The sequence below is a fragment of the Albidovulum litorale genome (assembly GCF_025751495.1).
Taxonomy (GTDB): domain Bacteria; phylum Pseudomonadota; class Alphaproteobacteria; order Rhodobacterales; family Rhodobacteraceae; genus Albidovulum; species Albidovulum litorale.
Window position 1 is genome coordinate 237,919 of record NZ_JAOWKZ010000004.1, and the last position, 19,428, is coordinate 257,346.

Annotated in this window: 19 protein-coding genes; 11 read left to right on the plus strand and 8 right to left on the minus strand. The window is 62.3% G+C overall.

The genetic code is table 11. The features are described from left to right. Positions 1-54: 54 nt before the first annotated feature. Positions 55-1,134 carry a M14 family metallopeptidase gene (locus OEZ71_RS16415; protein WP_263741106.1) on the minus strand — a complete coding sequence of 360 codons (1,080 nt, stop codon included), beginning with the start codon at positions 1,132-1,134 and terminating at the stop codon, positions 55-57. Positions 1,135-1,442: 308 nt separating this feature from the next. Between OEZ71_RS16415 and ihfB the strand changes: the two genes are divergently transcribed. From ihfB to OEZ71_RS16435, 4 genes are read left to right on the plus strand one after another with little or no spacing between them, the layout of a single operon-like run. Further along, the gene (ihfB, locus tag OEZ71_RS16420; RefSeq protein WP_263741108.1) at positions 1,443-1,724 is read left to right on the plus strand and encodes an integration host factor subunit beta; all 282 of its coding nucleotides are present in this window, start codon (positions 1,443-1,445) and stop codon (positions 1,722-1,724) included. Positions 1,725-1,733: 9 nt separating this feature from the next. Continuing rightward, the gene (locus OEZ71_RS16425; RefSeq protein WP_318527854.1) at positions 1,734-2,093 is read left to right on the plus strand and encodes a LapA family protein; all 360 of its coding nucleotides are present in this window, start codon (positions 1,734-1,736) and stop codon (positions 2,091-2,093) included. 21 nt (positions 2,094-2,114) lie between these two features. After that, positions 2,115-2,765 (plus strand): phosphoribosylanthranilate isomerase, encoded by a 651-nt coding sequence (locus OEZ71_RS16430; RefSeq protein ID WP_263741109.1) that lies wholly within the window; start codon positions 2,115-2,117, stop codon positions 2,763-2,765. After that, positions 2,762-3,208, plus strand: coding sequence for a GNAT family N-acetyltransferase (locus OEZ71_RS16435; protein ID WP_263741110.1), 447 nt, complete (start codon positions 2,762-2,764; stop codon positions 3,206-3,208). Before OEZ71_RS16430 ends, OEZ71_RS16435 begins: the two co-directional genes overlap by 4 nt. Before the next feature lie 18 nt (positions 3,209-3,226). On the opposite strand, the gene OEZ71_RS16440 is transcribed toward OEZ71_RS16435, so the two are convergent. Next, complete coding sequence (locus OEZ71_RS16440) at positions 3,227-4,246, minus strand: endonuclease/exonuclease/phosphatase family protein (protein WP_263741111.1); 1,020 nt, start codon at positions 4,244-4,246, stop codon at positions 3,227-3,229. A gap of 136 nt (positions 4,247-4,382) precedes the next feature. Between OEZ71_RS16440 and trpB the strand changes: the two genes are divergently transcribed. The 4 genes from trpB to OEZ71_RS16460 all read left to right on the plus strand — a co-directional run bounded on the left by trpB (position 4,383) and on the right by OEZ71_RS16460 (position 7,556). Beyond that, positions 4,383-5,615 carry a tryptophan synthase subunit beta gene (gene trpB, locus OEZ71_RS16445; protein WP_263741112.1) on the plus strand — a complete coding sequence of 411 codons (1,233 nt, stop codon included), beginning with the start codon at positions 4,383-4,385 and terminating at the stop codon, positions 5,613-5,615. A gap of 348 nt (positions 5,616-5,963) precedes the next feature. Continuing rightward, positions 5,964-6,275 carry a hypothetical protein gene (locus OEZ71_RS16450; RefSeq protein WP_263741114.1) on the plus strand — a complete coding sequence of 104 codons (312 nt, stop codon included), beginning with the start codon at positions 5,964-5,966 and terminating at the stop codon, positions 6,273-6,275. Positions 6,276-6,452: 177 nt separating this feature from the next. After that, a complete protein-coding gene (locus OEZ71_RS16455) occupies positions 6,453-6,956 on the plus strand; it encodes a hypothetical protein (RefSeq protein WP_263741116.1) in 504 nt (167 codons plus the stop codon). Positions 6,957-6,995: 39 nt separating this feature from the next. Beyond that, positions 6,996-7,556 carry a helix-turn-helix transcriptional regulator gene (locus tag OEZ71_RS16460; RefSeq protein WP_263741117.1) on the plus strand — a complete coding sequence of 187 codons (561 nt, stop codon included), beginning with the start codon at positions 6,996-6,998 and terminating at the stop codon, positions 7,554-7,556. Positions 7,557-7,702: 146 nt separating this feature from the next. On the opposite strand, the gene OEZ71_RS16465 is transcribed toward OEZ71_RS16460, so the two are convergent. The 3 genes from OEZ71_RS16465 to OEZ71_RS16475 form a co-directional block, all read right to left on the minus strand. Then, entirely contained in the window at positions 7,703-10,072 is a 2,370-nt protein-coding gene (locus OEZ71_RS16465; RefSeq protein WP_263741118.1) for a caspase family protein, read from the minus strand. Positions 10,073-10,152: 80 nt separating this feature from the next. Then, a complete protein-coding gene (locus OEZ71_RS16470; RefSeq protein ID WP_263741119.1) occupies positions 10,153-10,368 on the minus strand; it encodes a hypothetical protein in 216 nt (71 codons plus the stop codon). 53 nt (positions 10,369-10,421) lie between these two features. Beyond that, positions 10,422-10,607: a caspase family protein gene (locus OEZ71_RS16475; RefSeq protein ID WP_263741120.1), complete on the minus strand. Its 186-nt coding sequence runs from the start codon at positions 10,605-10,607 to the stop codon at positions 10,422-10,424. Between the two features lie 239 nt (positions 10,608-10,846). Between OEZ71_RS16475 and OEZ71_RS16480 the strand changes: the two genes are divergently transcribed. Next, complete coding sequence (locus tag OEZ71_RS16480) at positions 10,847-11,779, plus strand: ribokinase (protein ID WP_263741122.1); 933 nt, start codon at positions 10,847-10,849, stop codon at positions 11,777-11,779. A 52-nt stretch (positions 11,780-11,831) separates the two neighbouring features. Here the strand turns inward: OEZ71_RS16480 and OEZ71_RS16485 are convergent, their stop codons facing one another. Genes OEZ71_RS16485 through OEZ71_RS16495 form a run of 3 tightly spaced genes read right to left on the minus strand, consistent with a single transcriptional unit; the run spans position 11,832 to position 16,989 of the window. Then, a complete protein-coding gene (locus OEZ71_RS16485; protein ID WP_263741123.1) occupies positions 11,832-14,879 on the minus strand; it encodes an efflux RND transporter permease subunit in 3,048 nt (1,015 codons plus the stop codon). After that, positions 14,876-15,940 (minus strand): efflux RND transporter periplasmic adaptor subunit, encoded by a 1,065-nt coding sequence (locus OEZ71_RS16490; protein WP_263741124.1) that lies wholly within the window; start codon positions 15,938-15,940, stop codon positions 14,876-14,878. The genes OEZ71_RS16485 and OEZ71_RS16490 overlap by 4 nt, the downstream gene beginning before the upstream one ends. Continuing rightward, a complete protein-coding gene (locus OEZ71_RS16495; protein WP_263741125.1) occupies positions 15,937-16,989 on the minus strand; it encodes an efflux RND transporter periplasmic adaptor subunit in 1,053 nt (350 codons plus the stop codon). Before OEZ71_RS16495 ends, OEZ71_RS16490 begins: the two co-directional genes overlap by 4 nt. A 186-nt stretch (positions 16,990-17,175) precedes the next feature. Here OEZ71_RS16495 and OEZ71_RS16500 point away from each other — a divergent pair, with 186 nt between their 5' ends. Together OEZ71_RS16500 and OEZ71_RS16505 are read left to right on the plus strand one after the other, a co-directional pair. Then, the gene (locus OEZ71_RS16500) at positions 17,176-18,000 is read left to right on the plus strand and encodes a purine-nucleoside phosphorylase (RefSeq protein WP_263741126.1); all 825 of its coding nucleotides are present in this window, start codon (positions 17,176-17,178) and stop codon (positions 17,998-18,000) included. Continuing rightward, the gene (locus tag OEZ71_RS16505) at positions 17,997-19,316 is read left to right on the plus strand and encodes an amidohydrolase family protein (protein WP_263741127.1); all 1,320 of its coding nucleotides are present in this window, start codon (positions 17,997-17,999) and stop codon (positions 19,314-19,316) included. Before OEZ71_RS16500 ends, OEZ71_RS16505 begins: the two co-directional genes overlap by 4 nt. The last annotated feature ends 112 nt before the right edge of the window (positions 19,317-19,428 follow it).

The window sequence follows — 19,428 nt, forward strand, 5'->3', positions numbered from 1 at the left end:
CTCTTGGCGTGACGGCAAGGCCCCGCGTGATCGCGGGGCCTTTTCCGTTTTGGGTCAGTCATTCCAGGCGGCGAGACCCATCAGCATTCGATTGATCCGGGCGCTGCCCTGCTTCAGCACGAGTTGGCGCCATCCGTGGTCGCGCAGCGTCGTCGCGTCTCGACAAAAGTCGCGCAGCCCGGGCTGGTCGGGTTCAAGTTGCCCCTCATGCCGCAGCCACCGCTCAAACCGATCCTGACGGAACACACTGAATGCGTCGCCGGTTCCGAACTCGATCACTGAACCGACAATGCGGGCGTCGGGCAGTTCTTGGGCGATGGCACCGCACAAAAGCCCTTCATATGGCGGAACGGATCCGGCCCTGAACCCCGACGAGCCGTCTCCGTCGAGTTGCCACCATTTCATGGCCCGTGCCCGCTCGTCACTGTCCGCCGCTGCGAAGATCAGGTGCACGATCTCGCCATAGTCTCCGACACCGGTATGAAAATCGATGAACCCGATTTTCGCCGCGCCGTTAAAGTGATCATTGAGGATGCGCCGGAATGTAAGGTTGGCCCAGTCTGGGCCGGTTCCGGTATAGAATATGCCTTTCGGGTCTTGCGATTGGCCCGAGATTGCCCGGCCTTCGATATCCCATCCGTTCTGATCCAGATAGGAGCAGTAGGCACGCCACGCGCGCAGATCCTCAGCGGCATCCGATTGATCTGTGTGAAAATACGGAGCCAATTGGCGGTAAGCTTGGTTTTCCGGAACGGGCCAGGCCGTGTGGAAATTCCGGTTGAGATCGATATTGGCCTCGGTCGTTCGCAGCATATGCGAAAACCCCCAGGGGTTTACGCCGTGGACGAGAACAACGCGCAACCCGGGCGGCAGAGCCTTCGGGGCTTCGCTTTGCAGCCACTTGACCTGAGCCGCTGAACCTGTGAAGGCCTCGCCCCCATGGACGCCCGATATTACGATTGCGGCTTTGTCTGCCTGTGCTGGCCCGAGAACCGCGACGTCGACGGACAGCGCTTCGCCCTGTGCGCCGAACACGTCCGACCGTCCATAACTGAAGTTCTCTGCACCCGCGTTTCCTGCGGCCGCCATGAAGGTTGTACGGGCTTGTGAGTAAGTCGTGCTGAACTCGTGCATCTTGTGCTCGCAGGACGGTTGCCACGGGTAAACTTACCACGTTCCACGGGCTTTGAAGCGCTGAATCGTTCCGCGAATCGGTCCGATGATCACACAGTCCGTTGGCGTACAATCGAGGTTCCCATTGCCTGAGTGCTGCACCGCAATGCCGGTCAGTGCTACGGAATCACCCCGATTTCTGCTGCGGTGCCGCGAAAATTGTTGATTTTCCAAAGGCTTTCCTGTTTGTCGATACGTCGATTGCGCCTATAGTTCGGGCAAAGAAAATCTGCGGCTGCCGGTAAGATGGCCGACAAGGGGGGTTGTGAATGATCCGGTCCGAATTGATCCAGAAGATCTCCGAAGAGAATCCGCATCTTTTTCAGCGCGACGTCGAGCGGATCGTGAATACGATCTTTGAAGAGATCATTGAGGCGTTGGCGCGCGGGGATCGGGTCGAACTTCGCGGTTTCGGGGCGTTTTCGGTGAAGAAGCGCGATGCCCGCACCGGCCGCAATCCGCGCACGGGTGAATCCGTCGAGGTCGAGGAAAAGCATGTTCCCTTCTTCAAGACCGGAAAGCTCTTGCGGGACCGTCTCAACGGGGGGTAAGGATCGCGCATGTTGCGCATGCTCCGCCTTCTCTTTCTCGCTCTTCTCGGCATCGTCCTGATTGCCGTTGCTTCGGCCAATCGTGATCTGATCACCCTTCGGCTGTTGCCTGAAGAACTGGACCAGTTCCTCGGCATCGGCTGGTCGCTTGAGGTGCCGCTCTTCCTCGCGATCTTTGCCGGTATCGTCGCCGGTCTTGGCATTGGTTTCGTCTGGGAATGGTTCCGCGAGGCGAAACACCGTGCCGCCGCCAGTCAGCACAGGCGCGAGGCCGGGCGTCTGGAAAAGGAAGTCAGCCGGCTCAAGGCGGAAAAGCCCGAGGCAGAGGACGATGTCCTCGCGCTGCTTGAGGGCCGCAAGGCGGGCTGACCGGTTCCCCGGAGGGATCAATTGGATATCCGCGTGAAAATCTGCGGGCTGAAAGAGCCTGAACATATTGCCGCCGCCGTTGACAGCGGGGCGGCGTATATCGGTTTGGTCTTTTATCCGAAATCCCCCCGGCACGTCGAGATTGCCGAGGCTGCCCGGCTCGCGCTTTTGGTGCCGCCTGGCGTTGCCAAGGTCGCGCTGACGGTGAACGCGACGGATGCGGACCTCGACGCGATCACCGCTGCCGTGCCACTCGACATGTTGCAGTTGCACGGCGCGGAAAGCCCCGAACGGGTTGCCGAGCTCAGGGCCCGTTACGGTCTTCCGGTGATGAAAGCCGTAGGCGTGGCGGAAGCCGATGACCTGAAGGCCATCGATACCTATGGCAAGGTCGCGGACCAGCTTCTCGTTGATGCGAAACCGCCCAAGGGCGCGGCGCTGCCCGGCGGCAACGGCCTTGCCTTCGACTGGCGGCTGGTCGCCAAGAAATACTGGCCCTGCCCGTGGATGCTTGCGGGCGGCCTGATGCCCGACAATGTTGCCGAAGCGATCCGCCTGACCGGCGCGCGCCAAGTCGATGTATCGTCTGGTGTCGAAAGCGCGCCGGGCGTGAAGGACGCTGATCTGATCCGTGCCTTCATCGCCGCGTCAAAAGGAGCGGTGTCCGTATGATCCGGTTCCGCGAGGCGCGGCGTGACGACGTTCCAGCGATCGTGGCGCTTCTCAGGGACGATGCGCTTGGTGCGGAGCGTGAAGGTGCGTCACTCGATGATTATTATTCCGCCTTCGATGCAATTGCGACCGAAGGCGGCAATAGGGTGATTGTCGGCGAGGACGACGGCCGGATCGTGGCGACCTATCAGCTGACCTTCATCACCGGCCTGTCGCTGCGCGCCACGCGACGGGCGCAGGTGGAAAGCGTCCGGGTTGCCGTCGATCTGCGTGGGCGTGGAATCGGGGCCGAGATGTTCGCCGATGCCGAAGCCCGCGCCCGCGCGGCGGGTTGCGGGTTGATGCAGTTGACGATGAATGCCGACCGGCATGACGCAAGGCGTTTTTACGAGCGTCTGGGATTCACGCCATCGCATACAGGGTTCAAGCGCCGTCTCGACTGAAGATCAGACAACCGCATCCTAGGCGGGCTTGTAGACGAACCGCGCGCGCACAACGCCGTGATCGCCGGTGCCGGTTTCCTTGTGGTCGTCGATATTCAGGTGATCGTTCGCGATCTCCAACCCGTCGAAGGCCCAGATCCGTTTCTTGGAATTGTCGTAGAACTCCTGGCTGACAAGGATGTGGTCGAGCGACTCCCGCGCATCCTGATAGACATGGGTGTAATAGACATCCCGTTCGCTGCGGTACTGCTGCAGCGTCTGGGCCGAATAGAGGTCGTTGTCGCCGCCGCCCGTCGAAAGCGTCGTCAGAAAGCGCGGCTGGCCGGTCAGGATGTTGTGGGTGTTCGAATGCTGGCCGTCATTGCAGTCGCCGATGACGACGACGGGCGTATCGGTGTTCTTCATCTCCTCGGTCAGGAGCATCCTGAGCGCCATCGCTTCGGCGGTTCGCCGGATCGTCGAAAGCGCGCCGCCAATGGCTTCGGAATGTTGTCCATGGACGTTCTTGTCGTACCAGGCCTCGCGGAAGATCTGCGTCGGTGCCTTGGATTTGAAATGACAGATGAAGACCACGATCTCGGGCGCGTTGGAATGCGGCTGAATCGTCAGCCGCAGGACGGGCCGTGAAAAGGCGTCGATCATCACCTCGATATCGCCGGTCTGGCTGTCATCACCGCCGCTTTTCAGGATGAAGTCATCGGGGAAGCTCTCGATCCAGCGCGGCGTGCCGGTCAGGATCGAGCGTCGCACCGCAGCGGCGCAGACGATCTTTTGCCCCGCATGGCCCGGCGGCGCGATGGCCGTATACTCCCCGTCGAGCCCGGCCGTGGCCAATGCGGCCGAAAGGCTGTCGGCATGCCAAAGCTCCTGAAAGCCGAAGACATCGGCCTTCATGATCCGCAGCATCACGGCGGTCCAGGCGATCTTGCGGTCATAGACGTCCTGATCCCAGCCATCGGTGTCTTTATAGATGGCAAGACCGGGTTCGTTGAGGTTGTAGAGGTTGAAGCTGGCAAAGCTGACGCCGCGACGAGCCATGGCGGTCTCCGATAATCAATGAACCAATGGCATTATCCTAGCATAAATGCATGTCGGAGGGGTGACTGGTGTTCGGGCATCTTTACGCGCCGCCCGGTCCGCGATAAGCCCGGGCCTGTCAGGAGAGGGCAGACACATGGCCAATGATCAACTCAACAGCTTCATGACCGGTCCGGACGAACAGGGCCGGTTCGGTATATTCGGCGGGCGCTTCGTGAGTGAAACTCTCATGCCGCTGATCCTCGATCTGGAAGCGGAGTATGAGAAGGCCAAAACCGACGACAGTTTCTGGGCCGAGATGGACTGGCTCTGGAAACACTATGTGGGCCGCCCTTCGCCCTTGTATTTCGCCGAACGGCTGACCGAGCATCTCGGCGGTGCCAAGGTCTATATGAAGCGGGACGAGCTGAACCATACCGGCGCGCACAAGATCAACAACGTTCTGGGCCAGATCATCCTGGCCCGCCGCATGGGCAAGTCCCGGATCATCGCCGAGACGGGCGCTGGCCAGCATGGCGTGGCCACCGCGACGGTCTGCGCCAAGTTTGGCCTCAAGTGCATCGTCTATATGGGCGCCCATGATGTCGAGCGGCAGGCGCCGAACGTCTTCCGCATGCGGCTGCTGGGGGCTGAGGTGGTGCCGGTGACCTCCGGCCGGGGAACTCTCAAGGACGCGATGAACGATGCCCTGCGCGACTGGGTCACCAATGTCCGCGACACGTTCTACTGCATCGGCACGGTGGCGGGCCCCCATCCCTATCCGGCGATGGTGCGCGATTTCCAGTCGGTCATCGGCAAGGAAGTGCGCTGGCAACTGGCCGAGCAGGAGGGCGAAGGCCGCCTGCCGGATACCGTGATCGCCGCGATCGGCGGCGGGTCGAACGCGATGGGGCTTTTCTATCCGTTCCTCGACGATCCTTCGGTGAACATCATCGGCGTCGAAGCCGGTGGCAAGGGCGTTGACGAGCGCATGGAACACTGCGCCAGCCTCACGGGCGGCCGTCCGGGTGTGCTGCATGGCAACCGGACTTACCTCTTGCAGGATGAGGATGGCCAGATCCTGGAGGGTTTCTCGATCTCCGCAGGTCTCGACTATCCCGGCATCGGGCCGGAGCATTCATGGCTGCATGAGACGGGCCGCGCAAAATATGTGTCGATTACCGACAAGGAGGCCTTGGAGGCGTTCCAGGTCAGCTGCGCGCTGGAAGGCATCATCCCGGCACTGGAGCCGAGCCATGCGCTGGCCCATGTGATGAAGATCGCGCCAACCCTCCCGAAGGACCATATCATCGTGATGAATATGTGCGGCCGGGGCGACAAGGATATCTTTGCCGTCGCTAAGCATCTCGGCTTCGATATCCGCACCTGAGAGCTTCTGGAAACAGCGCCAAACGAACGCACCGGGCGATTCGTCTGGTGCTCTTGAGGGGCTATCCGATATGTGCCGCAAAGGCGTTATGGCTGAGGGACCCGCCTAACTCATTGTTCTCAAAACGACTTATCGTCTCCATTTCGGAAGCAAAGAGCGCAACTGCATCACATTGATGCCGTAATCTCAGACTTTTTGGGGTGCCTAAACCTCGGTTTATGGCCGTCTCCCGTCAGTTTATGGCGTTTTCGGGGCAGTTGCTGGCCAATTTGCAATACGGAACGCGTCGGATGTGTGAGTTCAGAACGACCGTCGCTTACCAGTGCAAACACGAGAAGGGAAAGACCAATGATCCATATGACCGACATCACAGCATCTCCTTTCGAAAAGGTGACCGCTCTGCGTCCGGCGACCAATCTTGGCCAACTGGTGCGTGACCAGCTCAGCGCATTGACGGCCAGCGGATATGGCGAAGTCGACGTCCGGTGGAACAGCGACATGCTGCTGATCGATGCGAAAAGCGACGACGGCTACATTTGCCGGGTATTCAACGCTGACGGCGTCTGCGTGATGGAGCAGATCGACCGGCGGGGAATCGGGGTCGAACGGCATTTCGAAGAAGATGGAATGACCGTGATTTCGGAAGAGATCTTCGGTTAATCTGTGAATCGTTGACGAACGCGCAACCAAAACGCGCTAAAACACCGAAATTCTTGTGATCTGGCAAGAGTTTGTGCACCATCCCGCTCGGGGGCGGTGTGTAGTGTGAAGATGACGAGACGCGGTTTCCTCCTTTCCGGTGCCTGTCTTTTGGCGACGACCGGTTCCTCCCTGGCAATGTCTTATGACGACGATGTCGCGGCGCGGTTGCGCCGCGAGGGATACCGCATCACTTACCGCAAGCGGACCTGGCTTGGCCGGGTACGGTTCAAGGCCCGAAAGGGCAAGACGATCCGCGAAATCGTCGTCGATCCGACTTCGGGCGAGGTCCTTCGCGATTATTCTGAGAGCGTATCGGCCGACGACAAAAGGTCGCCGGAATCCGGATCGTCCGGAGGCGGGACTTCTGGCGGAGAGACCGGAGGTGGGGAAACCGGCGGAGGTGAGTCTGGCGGTGGTGAAACCGGCGGAGGCGAGTCTGGCGGAGGTGAAACCGGCGGAGGCGAGTCTGGCGGAGGTGAAACCGGCGGAGGTGAGTCTGGCGGAGGTGAAACCGGCGGAGAATCCGAAAGCGGCGACAATTCGAAAGAAACGGGCAAGGGATCCGGCAAAGGCAAATCCAAGGACAAGTCCGGCAAAGGCAACGCTGACAGCAAAACTGGAGGCAGTGGTGTTGAGTAAGCGTGGTCGTTGTCGCAGCTGCATGCGGGGGACGTCGTGATGCGCCGCTCCAAGCGTGATTTGGTTGCCCTTTCGTTGCTGCTCGTCGTTCAAGTTTTCTGTGCGTCGCTTTTGGTTGGTGAGACGCTTCTTCGTGCCCTAGGCATCCAACACCGTCCCATGAGTTGGGAATTGCGCGAACTGCTGGAGATCGGCGCTGTGCTTGGTTTGGTTTGCGGCGCTGTGCTAGGCATCATCGTTCTGGCACGTGGTCTGCGCCGCCAGAAGCGGGCGGAGGAACAATTGCGCCAGGTTTCCGGTGCTTTCATGGAACTCATGCAGTCGCGTTTCAGCGACTGGGGCCTGACCTCGGCGGAGCGCGATGTGGCGCTGTTTTCCATCAAGGGCCTGTCGATGCAGGAAATCGCTGCGCTGCGGGGGACGGCTGAGGGGACCATAAAGGCCCAGACAAATGCGATCTACCGCAAATCCGGAGTCTCAGGGCGTCCGCAACTTCTGTCGTTGTTCATCGAGGACCTGATGGACGACAACGTGATGCCCAAGATGCCGGACAACCCGCATCACGTGGAAACCAGACCTGTTCTTCAGATGGTGAACTGACCCCGACTGAAGCCGATATGACGCTTTTCGTGACCCGGAGGTTGCTGGTCCGCGATTTCGCAGAGGTGCTGCGAAATCAGAGAGGATTTGCTCGACGGCCGCCCGGCCAAGCCTGAGGCATTCGACCGGGCGGGATGATCCAAGGATCAGAACACGGTGACGGGGAACGGGTTTGCCACCCAATACAGACGGGCGAGTTCGTTCAGCCGCTCTTTTCTGTCCGCGGGGAAGGTCTTGGTGAATGTCTCACCCAGTGTTGCGAGCGCCGCTTCACTTGCGGGTCCGAAAGCGCCGTCAGGCACGATATCAGCGCCAAGCTCGCGCATCATGACCTGAGCGCCCATGTCGAGCGCATTTAAAGGCAGCTTGTCGATCAATTGCCGGGCCGAGGCAGCAGCTTCGGCATCGCGCAATACGATTGCCTTTGCTGCCCGCGCGGCAGCGTCGCCAAGGGTAAGGCCTTCAGGTGTGTGCTGCGCGATCACCCATGCACCGTTGGCCCCACCCCAGGCATCGCCTCGGCTCAGGCCTTCGTCATACCATTTAACCGCCTCGGCAAAGTCGGGTACCCCAAGATCGCCGTTGAAATACATGCGACCGATCGAGGTCGGTGCCCGCGGATGACCGCCTTCGCTGGCCTTCCGGAGCCAGTCGAGCGCCGCCTTCGGATCGCGCGCCACACCGCCCGCGCCGTTGAGCATCACCCAGCCCATGTTGTCATAGCCGTAGATGTCGCCGCGCGCGGCGCTTTCCTGCACGTAACGCAGACCGCGTTCGGGTTCGTAATGGTCGGTGCCTTCCTGCAGGAAATAATAACCGAGCGTGTTCATCGAGAAGGTGTGCCCGACCTCCAGCGACCGGGAGAGCAGATCGAAGCCCTGCCGCTTCAGCGTAGGATCGTCCGCCAGTTCCAGAAGCTGCTGGCCGAGCGAGTGATAGGCATAGGGATCGCCCTGATCCACGCCCATTGCCAGAAGCGCCAGCGCCTCTTCCGGCGCGCGGGTGCGGGCGGCGCCTGCCGTTATCTGCTCGCGCGCGATCACCAGCATCCCGAGCGCGTGCCAGGCACGGGTATGACCATGGTCGCGGGCCAGAGTGAACTCGGCTTCAGCGGCATCGAGATCAAGCAAAGCGAGGTGAACCCGGCCCAGTTGGTAATGGAACCGGCCATTCTCCGGCTTCCGTGCGACCGCGTCCTTGCAGGCGGTGAGGGCGGCATCGACGTCGATTTCATTCGGGTACCGGGCCACGCCCACACCTTCGGGGTCAAGGTGATCGCCCGCCTGATAGTCACAGGGATCGACGTTCAGTGTGAGTTGAACGGTCTGCGCCTTGCCCTCGCTCGCGACGGTGAATTCGTCGGTGATTGCCGGGGCGGTCATCGCAAGAGCGGAAAGCTCGGGCTGGCTGTTGGAATAAACGAGGTTCTCGACCCCTTCGGTCATCTGTGTAAGGGGTAACAGTCCGCGCGTGGTTTCACCGCTGGTCAGTTCAAGCCGTCCGTATTGGGGCGGGCGGGTCACCGTCACTGCATCCATCGGCTGGGTCGCAGTCTCGCGGAGCGCGGTTCCGACACGCACCTTGCGGTCAAGCGGCAGGGACAGCGCCAGCGGAACACCGGCCGACTCTGCCACAGATGCGGCGTCCGTTGTCAGGGCGTTCTGGAAGCCAGGCACAGAGGGATCGGAATCGAAGGATACCGTTTCGATCAGAGACGAGCTTTCCCATGGGACCTGCCGTCCACCAGTCACCGAATAGACCCTGCGGCGGACATCCTTGAGAAGGCTGTCGAGTGGGGCATCCGGGGCCGCGATTGCCGCCTGATACAGCGCTTCGGTGAAGGGGCTGTTGGCCCCCCGACCGTCCAGTGCGACCGCGCCCGGAGAGGTGGAGAATACGATGAGAGAATTGACCGGGGAATCCTGTGCCGCGAAACCGGTTCTCAGTTCCTGCGGGATCGCGTCCAGCCCGACAATGGCCCCGCGATCGGGGAAAGGGTTGTCTCGGCAACTGTCGAGGATCACCACAAGCGACCGCGACCGCGCGCCAGCAATGGACAGAAGGCTGGACAGCGAGACGGTTTCAAACGGCAGATCATAGATCGAGTCGATTTCGGCATCGACCGGAATCAAACGATTGGAGTTCCCGATCTGAACGCCATGACCGGCATAGTAGATCACGATCTCCGACCCTTTGCCGGTGTCCGTGATCATGCGTCGAAGCGCCGCCTCAAAGCCGCGGCGGTCGAGGTCCTCGTATTCCTGGACGATATAACCGCTCTGCTTCAAGACGGCGGCAACGAGCCGGGCATCTGCGACCGCATTGGCCAGCGACGGGGCATGGCGATATGCGCCATTGCCGATAACCAGAGCGTAGCGCCGTGTTGCGGGTGTCGTGAGGTCGATACTGAGCCCGGGCATCCCAAGAACTTCCGCCGGGCGTTCCAGTGTTGCGTAGGTCTGATCCGACTGAGCAGTGGCGGGCGTTGCGGACGCAAGGGCGACGATTGCCGCCACTCCGGAACCGCACCAAGTTGCGAATGTCGGAAGAGGGCCGCGCGATGCGGCCGGTTCAGGTTTGTAATCGGTGGCCATGGTCAGTTCCACCCACCGCCGCTTCCACCACCACCACCACCGCCGTCGCCATAGCTGGATGGCGTTACGGGTTCTGAGGGTTGCGCGCGCGTCGTCGGCGTTGGTGCACTGACAGTGGGCTGTACCGTCTCTGTCGTCGGGTCTGGTGGGGCCGTCGGCACTGGCACACAGGCCGCAAGTGCGATCACGGCGCAGAGGATCATACTCCGCTTTGACATGACAAATTCCTCACTAAAAATATGTTTTATCCTACCACTTTTGTGGCTTTCCATCAACGAAGCGGCGTTTCCAGCTCGCTGAGCTCAACCGGGCGCAGCCAGACCGACTGTGCCAATTCGGTTTCTCGCGCGCCCATTTGGGTCGTGACGTCAATCCCGATCCGTTCAAGCGTGTGTGCCAGTGCCTGCGTATCGTGGACGGTGTTCCGCAAGGGCGGGATGTGCGCATTGCTGTCCATGCCCACGGCCACTGCGTGCCTTTCAACGGCCTTCACACCCGGGATGATGCAAAACGCCAGGACGAAGAAAATAATACCCGGCGTAGAGCGGCGAGTAGCAATCTCATGGTGCCTCTATGCTCGCGGTCGGTAGAAATACAATATGCCCAGCATAGCGCAAATCGGCTGTTTTTCTATTCAGGTTCTCATTACCTTCGGCTGAATATCCACACTGGCCGCAACCGTTTCGAGGAGGAAGAATGAGAGACAAAATCGTCATTCTTGGGGTTTTCGTTGCCGATACCTCCTATCGGGCAGAGCGGCAGCCGAGGATGGGGGAAACTATTCTCGGCAACAGTTTCGTCCTCGGCCCCGGCGGCAAGGGATCGAACCAGTCGGTCGCAGCAGCCATGGCCGGGGCGGATGTGCGGTTTGTCACCCGGGTAGGCCGCGATGCCTTTGCCGAGATCGCGCGGCAAACATGGGCCAAGGCCGGGGTTAATGCCGATGTGACCGAGGATGCCGAAAGTTATACCGGTGCGGCCTATATTTTCATTGAGGAATCGACCGGCAATAACGCTATCATCATCGCGCCCGGGGCTGCCGGCCGGATATCGGTGGAGGATGTTGAGGCGCGGGCTGATGCAATCAGCAGCGCCGCGATCTTCCTAACTCAGCTCGAGCAGCCGATGGCGGCAGCTCGACGCGGGTTGGAAATAGCGCGGGCTGGCGGGGCGGTGACGATCCTGAACCCGGCCCCGGCGGTGGTCCTCGAAGCGGACATGCTACGCTTGTGCGACTACGTCACGCCGAATGAATCCGAGGCTGAAGGCATTACCGGGATTGCTGTCCGAAACATCGCAGATGCTGAACGTGCAGCCGGGCGGCTGCTAGAAAAAGGTGTCGGCGCCGCGATTATCACGCTCGGGCAAAACGGGGTGTTTTATCGCGACCGCGAGCGTTGTGTGCATGTGCCGGCCGTGGCCGCAGGTCCGGTGGTGGAGACGACAGGTGCTGGCGACGCGTTCAACGGGGCTTTCGCGGCCGAACTGGCGCGTGGTGCCGATCCTGTCGCGGCGGTGCGTTTCGGCTGTGCGGGAGCCGGCATTTCGGTGACCCGGCCGGGGACCGCGCCATCGATGCCGTCGCGGTCCGAGATCGAAGCGTTTCTTGCCTCAGGCAGGTTCGACTGACCCGGCATTGATGATGGTCCGATCGACCAGAAAGGATTTGCGTCAAAATACTTCAGGCCTCACCGGCATCACGCTTGACCCGGAAGACTGCGAGATACAGCGCCGGGGCGAAGACGAGCGTGATGACCGTTCCTGCGATGATACCGCCCATCATTGCATAGGCCATCGGCCCCCAGAAGATCTGGCGCGAAATTGGGATCAGCGCAAGGCTCGCCGCCGCCGCCGTCAGAAGGATCGGACGCGCGCGGGCATCTGAGGCCTCGAACACCGCGTCCCATGTCGACCGGCCCTTGTGCTTCAGCACCTCGATCTCATCGACAAGGATGATCGAGTTGCGGATCAGGATGCCGATGAGCGCCAGCACGCCAAGGATCGCGACGAAGCCAAGGGGGGCACCCGAGGGCACCAGCGCGGCAACAACGCCGATGAGGCCGAGGGGGGCGACGCAGAGGACGACGAATGTCAGCCGGAAGCTTTGCATCTGGATCATGATCAGCGTCAGCATGATCAGGATCATCAGCGGCACGACAGCGGCGATGGGGGCCTGGCTTTTGGCACTTTCGGCGACCGAGCCGCCGACCTCCACCGCATAACCGAAGGGCAGGTTGGCGTTGAAGTCTGCGATCTTGCCTTCCAGCGCCTTCACCACCGTGGCGGGCTGGTCCTTGCCTTCGATCCCCGCCTTGACGGTGATCGTCGGCATGCGGTTGCGTTGGTGGATGACGGGCTGCTCGGTCTCATACCGGAAGGTCGCGACCGAGCGGAGCGGGATCGTTACGCCGCCCGTGGTGGACAGTTGCAACCCGGCCAGAGCCTCCACCGATTGCCGCGATGCGTCATCGCCGCGCGCAAGAATATCGACCAGATAGGCGGCGTCGCGCAGCTCCGTGACCTTGGTGCCGTCATAGATCGCATTCAGCGCGGCGGCGATGTCGCGCGGCGTGATGCCAAGCTGGCGCGCCCGGTCCTGAAGGATATCGACGCGCACCACGCGGGCCGGTTCGTTCCAGTCCATGACGATATCGCGCAGGCGGCTGTCGGTGTCGGCAATGGCCGTCAGTTCACGGGCATAGTCGCGCAAGATCGCGATATCGGGGCCCGAGATGCGGTACTGGACCGGGCGGCCGACCGGCGGGCCGATATCCAGAAGCTTGACGAAGATGTCGACGCCGGGGAATTCCTTCGCCGCGCGGTCGCGCAGGTCGACGCGCAAAGTGTCGCGCGCCTCGACCGATTGGGTCTGGATTACGATCTGCCCGGTATTCGGCCCCGGTGTCGGCACGTCATAGGCCAAAAGGAAACGCGGTGCACCGCGTCCGACATAGGAGGACCAGAAAAGCACCCGCTCGTCACCCTCCAGATAGGCCTCCATCCGGTCCATCTGGGCCGCTGTCTCTGTGATCGAGGCATTCTGCGGCAGGGCGAAATCAAGGATCAGTTCCGGCCGGTCGGAATTGGGGAAGAACTGCTGTTCGACAAAGCGCATGCCGAAGACGGAAAGCGCAAAGGGCGCGACGGTTAGGCCGATCGTCAGCCAGCGATGCCCCATCGCCCATCGTAGGAGCATATGGAACATCTTCCGCGCCCGTCCTGGCTCGGCTGAATCGTGCGCCATCTTCGCGGGCAGGAAGGTCACGCCCAGAAGCGGCGCGAAGAGGACGGCGACGATCCATGAGACGAGAAGTGACACGGCGATGACGACGAATAGAGAGAAGGTGAACTCGCCTGCCGCCGAATTATTGAGCCCGATGGGGATAAAGCCCGCGACCGTCACCAGTGTGCCCGACAGCATCGGGAAGGCGATTGAGGTCCATGCGTAGGAGGCCGACGCAAGCAGGCTCTCACCCTTTTCCAGCCGCGAAATCATCGTCTCGATCGCGATCATCGCGTCATCGACGAGCAGTCCTAGGGCAATGATCAGCGCGCCGAGCGAGATACGCTGAAGCGTGAAGCCGAGATAGTGCATGACCACGAAGGTGATGGCGAGGACGAGCGGGATCGTCAGCGTCACGACAAAGCCCGCGCGCAGGCCAAGCGAGATGAAGCTGACGGCAAGGACGATCAGCACCGCTTCGAGAAGCGCCTGAAGGAAATGGCCCACTGCCTCATCCACCACATGCGGCTGGTCCGCGACTTGATGGATCTCGATCCCAATCGGCAGGTCGGCCTGCGCCCTCGCCATGACTGCGTTCAGTTCCCCGCCGAATTCGAGGATGTTTGATCCCTTCTTCATGCCGACGGCGAGGCCAACCGCCTCTTGCCCCTTGTAGCGGAACAGTTCCGACGGCGGGTCCTGATAGGCGCGGCGGATATCGGCGACATCGGTCAGGCGGAAGAAGCGGTCGCCGACGCGCAGGTTGATGTCCTCAAGGCTTTCGGTGCCGGAGAACTGGCCACCGATCCGTACCAGAACCCGTTCGGGACCAGCGTCAATGACGCCCGAAGGCAGGATCGCGTTCTGTGCGGCCAGCGTCGCCTGCACCGCCTGCTGATTGAGGCCAAGCGCGGCGAGCCGCTCGGTCGAGAATTCCAGATAGATCGTTTCGTCCTGTGTGCCGAAAAGCTCCACCTTGCCCGCATCGGGCAGGGCCTGCACGGCGCGCCTGACACGTTCGACATAGTCGCGCACCTCGCGCGGTGTGAACCCGTCCGAGGTGAAGGCATAGAGATTGCCGAAGACATCGCCGAAATTGTCGTTGAACTGCATCCCTGCGAATTCCGCCGGGAAATCGGGCCGGATATCGGCCATCATGTTGCGCACTTCCTGCCAGATCCGCGGAAGTTCGCGGGCTTTGGTTGTCGGCAGCAACTCGAGATAGACCATCGACTGGCCGGGCCGGGTGACAGACCGCGTGTAGTCCAGCTCATCAAGATCTTCGAGTTTTTTCTCGATCCGGTCCGTGACCTGGGTCAGCGTTTCCTGAACATCCGCGCCCGGCAGGGCGGCGGCGATGATCATGGTCTTGATGGCGAAATCGGGGTCTTCCTCCCGCCCGATTTCGAAATAGGCCATTATCCCCGCCAGAAGTGAGACGATCATCAGGAACCAGACAAACGAGCGGTGGTTGAGCGCCCAGTCGGAAAGATTAAAACGGGTCATTCGGCCACGCGCGGGCCGACGATCTGCCCGTCCTTCAATGAATGGATGCCCTTGACGATAACCTCATCACCGGCGGCCAGACCGCCCGTGACGACGACGAAGTCGGCAATGTCGATGCCTAGCGTCACCGGTATCCGTTGAACACTGTGGTCCGCCCGGTCGACGCGCCAGACCGCCTGGCTGCCGTCGGTAACGAGGATCGCTGCCCGGGGCAGGACCACGGCCGCATCTGGCCCGGCCGATGGCGACACCCGCGCCAGTGCGCCCAGCCGGAAGGATTCGGGCGGCGACTCGAGCGTCAGGTGCAGCCGTCGCGTGCGGGTCGTGCGCTCGGCGACCGGGTCGATACGTGTCAGCACGGCCGAGGTGGTGATCGCGGGGTTCGCGACAAGCTGAACGCCAAAGCGAATTCCGATGTCGATGTTCGCAACATCCTGTTCCGAAAGGTCGATCAGAACCTCGCGCTCGCCTGTCCCTGCAAGCCGCAGCACCGGTTGTCCTGCGGCGAGTGCGGCGCCTGGTTCGGCGAATACGCCGGTCACCACGCCCGACTGTGGCGCGGTCAGGGTGGCGAAGTCAAAAAGGTCGCGTGCCCGGGCAAATGTCGCCTCGGCCTGCTCCAGCCCTGCTTCGGCGGCGACCAATGCGCGTTCGGCATCCTCGACCCGGGTTTCACTGCCGACGCCGCGGGCCGCCAGTTCGCGTGCCCGATCTGTCGCATCCCGGGCGGAGCGCAGCTGCGCGGTTGCCACAGCGACACCAGCCTCGGCTGCGCGCAATCCGGCGTCGAGTTCTTCGGGATCGAGCCGGGCCAGAACCTGACCTGTCGCAACAACGTCGCCGGCAGATACCGGGCGTTCGGCGATGATACCGGCGAGCGGGAAGCCGAGATCGGTCTCGATCCGCGCACTGACGGTGCCGACATAGGAGACAGGCAGGCTCGCCTCAGGCCGGACGATGACCGACACCACGGGGCGTGGCTCCTGCGGTTCATTAATGCTGGCGGTTTCGGCGCCTGCGGGACCTGCGAGGGCAAGAAGGAGGACAAGTGCGGTTCTCATTGCCCTGCCTCCACCGCCCGGACAACGCGGCCGGGATAAAGCAGTTGCGCACCGCGACCGACGATCATCGCGCCGTCGGCAATTCCGTCCGCAAGCACAACCGTGCCGGTTTCGTACCGTTCGACCGAGACCGGTTTCAGCGACACGGCCATGGTCGCGGGATCGACCTGCCAGACGGCGGGACTGTCGGCCAGGGCGGTAATCACAGTGTAGGGAAGGATAACGTGGGCGGGGCCAGACAGCGTCACGCTGCCCCGGACCGGATCGCCATAGGAGAGGGTTTCGGGCGGGTCTTCGACCCCGACCGTCACGGAAACGGTGCCGGTGCGGGCATCGACAACGGGCGAAACCTCAGTGATCCGGCCGGTGAACGTCACCTCGGGCCTGTCGATGGCGTTGAGCGTTACTCTTTCCGGCGGTGGGCCAAGCGTCATCATGCCCTCGGGCACGTCAAAGACGGCGTCGAACCCGGTGCCGAGCGCAAGCTCCAGAACCGGCTGCGCGGCGCCCACGACCTGACCGGCCTCGGCCATGCGGCTCGTGACTGTTGCGTCACCTGGTGCGACGATCTCGGTATCGGCGAGCGCTTTCTTCGCCCGGTCGAGCACCGCTTCGGCCTGTGCCAGCGCGCCTTCGGCGATGCGCAGCGCGTCCTCGGCGCTTTCCCGGGCGATGCGCGTCGTGGCACCGCGGTCCAGTAGCGCTTCCTGTCGGTCGAGGTTCTCGCTTGCCTGCCGGTGATCTGCGCGTGCCGTGGACAGCCCGGCCTCGGCTGCGCGCAAAGCCTGTTCCTGCTGGACCGCATCCAGCCTTGCGAGTACCGCACCCGGTGCCACGGTGGCACCGGCATCGACCAGAACCTCGGCGATGCGGCCACCTTGCGGAAAAGCGACCGCCAGTTCATCGCGGGCGCGGATTTCCCCGGTCAGCGAATATACGCGTTCATCGGGAACTGCTTTCGCCGTGACAATCTCAACCGCCAGCGGTGTTTCCGCCATGGCCGGTGCTGAAACAAGGGCGATAAGGGTGGCCAGTCCTGTCAGACGCATGGCTGTTCTCCGTCGGTTCCGACTCGGCAACTTTGGCAACGGTAACAAAGCGGGATGACAGGTGCGAGGGCGGAACGGCAGAGAACGGGTGCGACGCGGCGGCAAGCAGGCATCGGGCCCGACGCCGGACTTGCCCGGACAAGGCCATGATGCGACAAGGATTTTGAACATTGCGGGAGAGCGGACATGCGCGAGCGGATATTGGCGGCGGCTGATCACATCCGGGCCCTCGGCGCCCCGCGTCCCGACATTGCGCTCGTTCTCGGCTCGGGCCTCGGCCCGCTCGCTGATGAGGTGCAGGGCATGGCCATCCCCTATGCCGACATCCCGGATTTCCCGGTATCGACCGCGCCGAGCCATGCGGGACAATTGCGGATCGGCCGCCTCTTCGGCCGCGATTGCGTCGTGATGCAGGGCCGGGTGCACATGTATGAGGGATATTCTCCGCAGGAGGTCGTCTTCCCCATCCGGGTGATGCAGGAACTGGGGGCGTATACGTTGGTTCTTACGAACGCGGCGGGGGGTATGAACCCGGTCTACAGGGCAGGCGATCTGGTGGTGATCGAGGATCACCTGTCGCTTGCCGTTGCCTCGGGCCTTGATCCCCTGAGGGGTCCGAACGACCCGGATGTCGGTCCGCGCTTCGTGTCGATGAACCGGGCCTATGATCCCGCCCTTGTGGCGCTCGCCGAACGGATCGGAGGTCTCAGGCGCGGGGTCTATGCCCATGTCGTCGGGCCAAGCTTTGAACCGCCCGCCTTGATCCGCATGCTGAAATCAGCGGGCTGCGACCTTGTCGGCATGTCGACCGTGCCCGAGGTAATTGCGGCACGGCATCTGGACATGAAGGTGCTTGCCATCTCGGCCGTGACCAACATCGCCGTCGACAGCACCGCTAACACCCACATCACCAATGAGGACGAGGTCTGGGAAACCGCCCGCGCGATCCAGCCGCGCTTTCTGGCGCTGATGCAGGCGCTTATCCCGGCTTTGCCCAAGGAGGATGCATGACCACCTTTCCGACCCGCGTCGAGACGCTGATTATCAATGCCCGCATCCTGACCATGGATGCGGCGTTTACCGAGATCGCCGATGGCGCGCTGGCCATTGCGGGCGGGCGGATCGCGGCGTTGGGGCCTAAGGCCGCGGCTGAAGGCGTGACCGCCGATCGCGTGATCGACGCGAAGGGCGGACTGGTTCTGCCGGGCCTGATCAACACCCATTGCCATGCCGCGATGACGCTCTTTCGTGGGCTGGCCGACGACCGTCCGCTGGACGGGTTCCTGCAAACCGTCTGGGCCGCCGAGGCCGCGCATGTGACGCCGGAGACGGTTCAGGCGGGGGCCGCTCTCGGTCTGGCTGAGATGGCGCTCGGTGGGGTGACGCATGTGGTGGACATGTATTTCCACCCCGCCGCGACCGTCGCGGCGGCCGAAAAGCTCGGGCTTGGCCTGACGGTGGGGCCGGTCTTTATCGGCTTCGACGGGATCGACCACCTGCCCTGGCCCGAGCGGCTGGCCTTTGCCGAGGACTTCGTCACCACTCATCGCGACCGGCCCGGCATCGACCTGATGCTGATGCCGCATTCCTGTTACACACTCGACGCGGGCAAGCTTGCCGAGGTGACCGCGATGTCTGGGCGGCTTGGCGTTCCAATCCATGTCCATGCGGCCGAGGCGCCGTCGGAAATGGCACTCGCCAAGGAACAACACGGCACCACGCCGATCCGGGTACTTGATCAGGCAGGCATGCTGCGCCCCGGCACGCTTCTGGCCCATGCGGTCCATCTCGACGACGAAGAGATTGCACTGGTTGCCGAACGCGGCGCGGTCGTGTCCCACAACCCGCTGTCGAACGCCAAACTTGCCTCTGGCACCGCCCGGATCAAAGCGATGCGGCAGGCTGGGGTGACCCTGTCGCTTGGAACTGATGGCGCGTCGAGCGGCAATGACCTCGACATGTGGAAGGCGATGCGTCAGGCCGCCTTCATGCAGATCCTCGCGACCGGAGAGCCGGATGTGCTGCCCGCGCGCGAGGTGGTTGCGATGGCCACGCTTGGCGGCGCGGCAGCGATCGGGCAATCGGACCGAACCGGGGTGCTGGCCCCGGGAATGCAGGCGGATCTGATCGTGATCGACATGTCCGCGCCGCACCTGATTCCCTGCTTCGATCCCTATTCCGCGCTGGTCTATGCCGCCGGGCGAGAGGACGTCGCCCATGTCTTTGCCCGCGGCCGTCATGTCGTTGATGAGCGATCGCTGACGGTTCCGATCCCCGACGAGATCGCGACCGTGCAATCTGTCGCCGACGCAATTCGTAAAGCCTGATCAGGCGTTTGCGCGACGACGCTGTCCCGGAGCATTGCTGGGTGCATTTCGGCCAAACGAAGAGCCGTGAACCGGACTGCCACAGATAGCAACAAACTGCCGCCAGTCGGTT

Bases quoted from the DNA above. Each gene is read 5' to 3' on its own strand.
- OEZ71_RS16415 (WP_263741106.1), bottom strand. From the start codon at position 1,134: ATGCACGAGTTCAGCACGACTTACTCACAAGCCCGTACAACCTTCATG.
- ihfB (WP_263741108.1), top strand. From the start codon at position 1,443: ATGATCCGGTCCGAATTGATCCAGAAGATCTCCGAAGAGAATCCGCAT.
- OEZ71_RS16425 (WP_318527854.1), top strand. From the start codon at position 1,734: ATGTTGCGCATGCTCCGCCTTCTCTTTCTCGCTCTTCTCGGCATCGTC.
- OEZ71_RS16435 (WP_263741110.1), top strand. From the start codon at position 2,762: ATGATCCGGTTCCGCGAGGCGCGGCGTGACGACGTTCCAGCGATCGTG.
- OEZ71_RS16440 (WP_263741111.1), bottom strand. From the start codon at position 4,246: ATGGCTCGTCGCGGCGTCAGCTTTGCCAGCTTCAACCTCTACAACCTC.
- trpB (WP_263741112.1), top strand. From the start codon at position 4,383: ATGGCCAATGATCAACTCAACAGCTTCATGACCGGTCCGGACGAACAG.
- OEZ71_RS16450 (WP_263741114.1), top strand. From the start codon at position 5,964: ATGATCCATATGACCGACATCACAGCATCTCCTTTCGAAAAGGTGACC.
- OEZ71_RS16455 (WP_263741116.1), top strand. From the start codon at position 6,453: ATGTCTTATGACGACGATGTCGCGGCGCGGTTGCGCCGCGAGGGATAC.
- OEZ71_RS16460 (WP_263741117.1), top strand. From the start codon at position 6,996: ATGCGCCGCTCCAAGCGTGATTTGGTTGCCCTTTCGTTGCTGCTCGTC.
- OEZ71_RS16470 (WP_263741119.1), bottom strand. From the start codon at position 10,368: ATGTCAAAGCGGAGTATGATCCTCTGCGCCGTGATCGCACTTGCGGCC.
- OEZ71_RS16475 (WP_263741120.1), bottom strand. From the start codon at position 10,607: ATGGACAGCAATGCGCACATCCCGCCCTTGCGGAACACCGTCCACGAT.
- OEZ71_RS16480 (WP_263741122.1), top strand. From the start codon at position 10,847: ATGAGAGACAAAATCGTCATTCTTGGGGTTTTCGTTGCCGATACCTCC.
- OEZ71_RS16485 (WP_263741123.1), bottom strand. From the start codon at position 14,879: ATGACCCGTTTTAATCTTTCCGACTGGGCGCTCAACCACCGCTCGTTT.
- OEZ71_RS16490 (WP_263741124.1), bottom strand. From the start codon at position 15,940: ATGAGAACCGCACTTGTCCTCCTTCTTGCCCTCGCAGGTCCCGCAGGC.
- OEZ71_RS16495 (WP_263741125.1), bottom strand. From the start codon at position 16,989: ATGCGTCTGACAGGACTGGCCACCCTTATCGCCCTTGTTTCAGCACCG.
- OEZ71_RS16500 (WP_263741126.1), top strand. From the start codon at position 17,176: ATGCGCGAGCGGATATTGGCGGCGGCTGATCACATCCGGGCCCTCGGC.
- OEZ71_RS16505 (WP_263741127.1), top strand. From the start codon at position 17,997: ATGACCACCTTTCCGACCCGCGTCGAGACGCTGATTATCAATGCCCGC.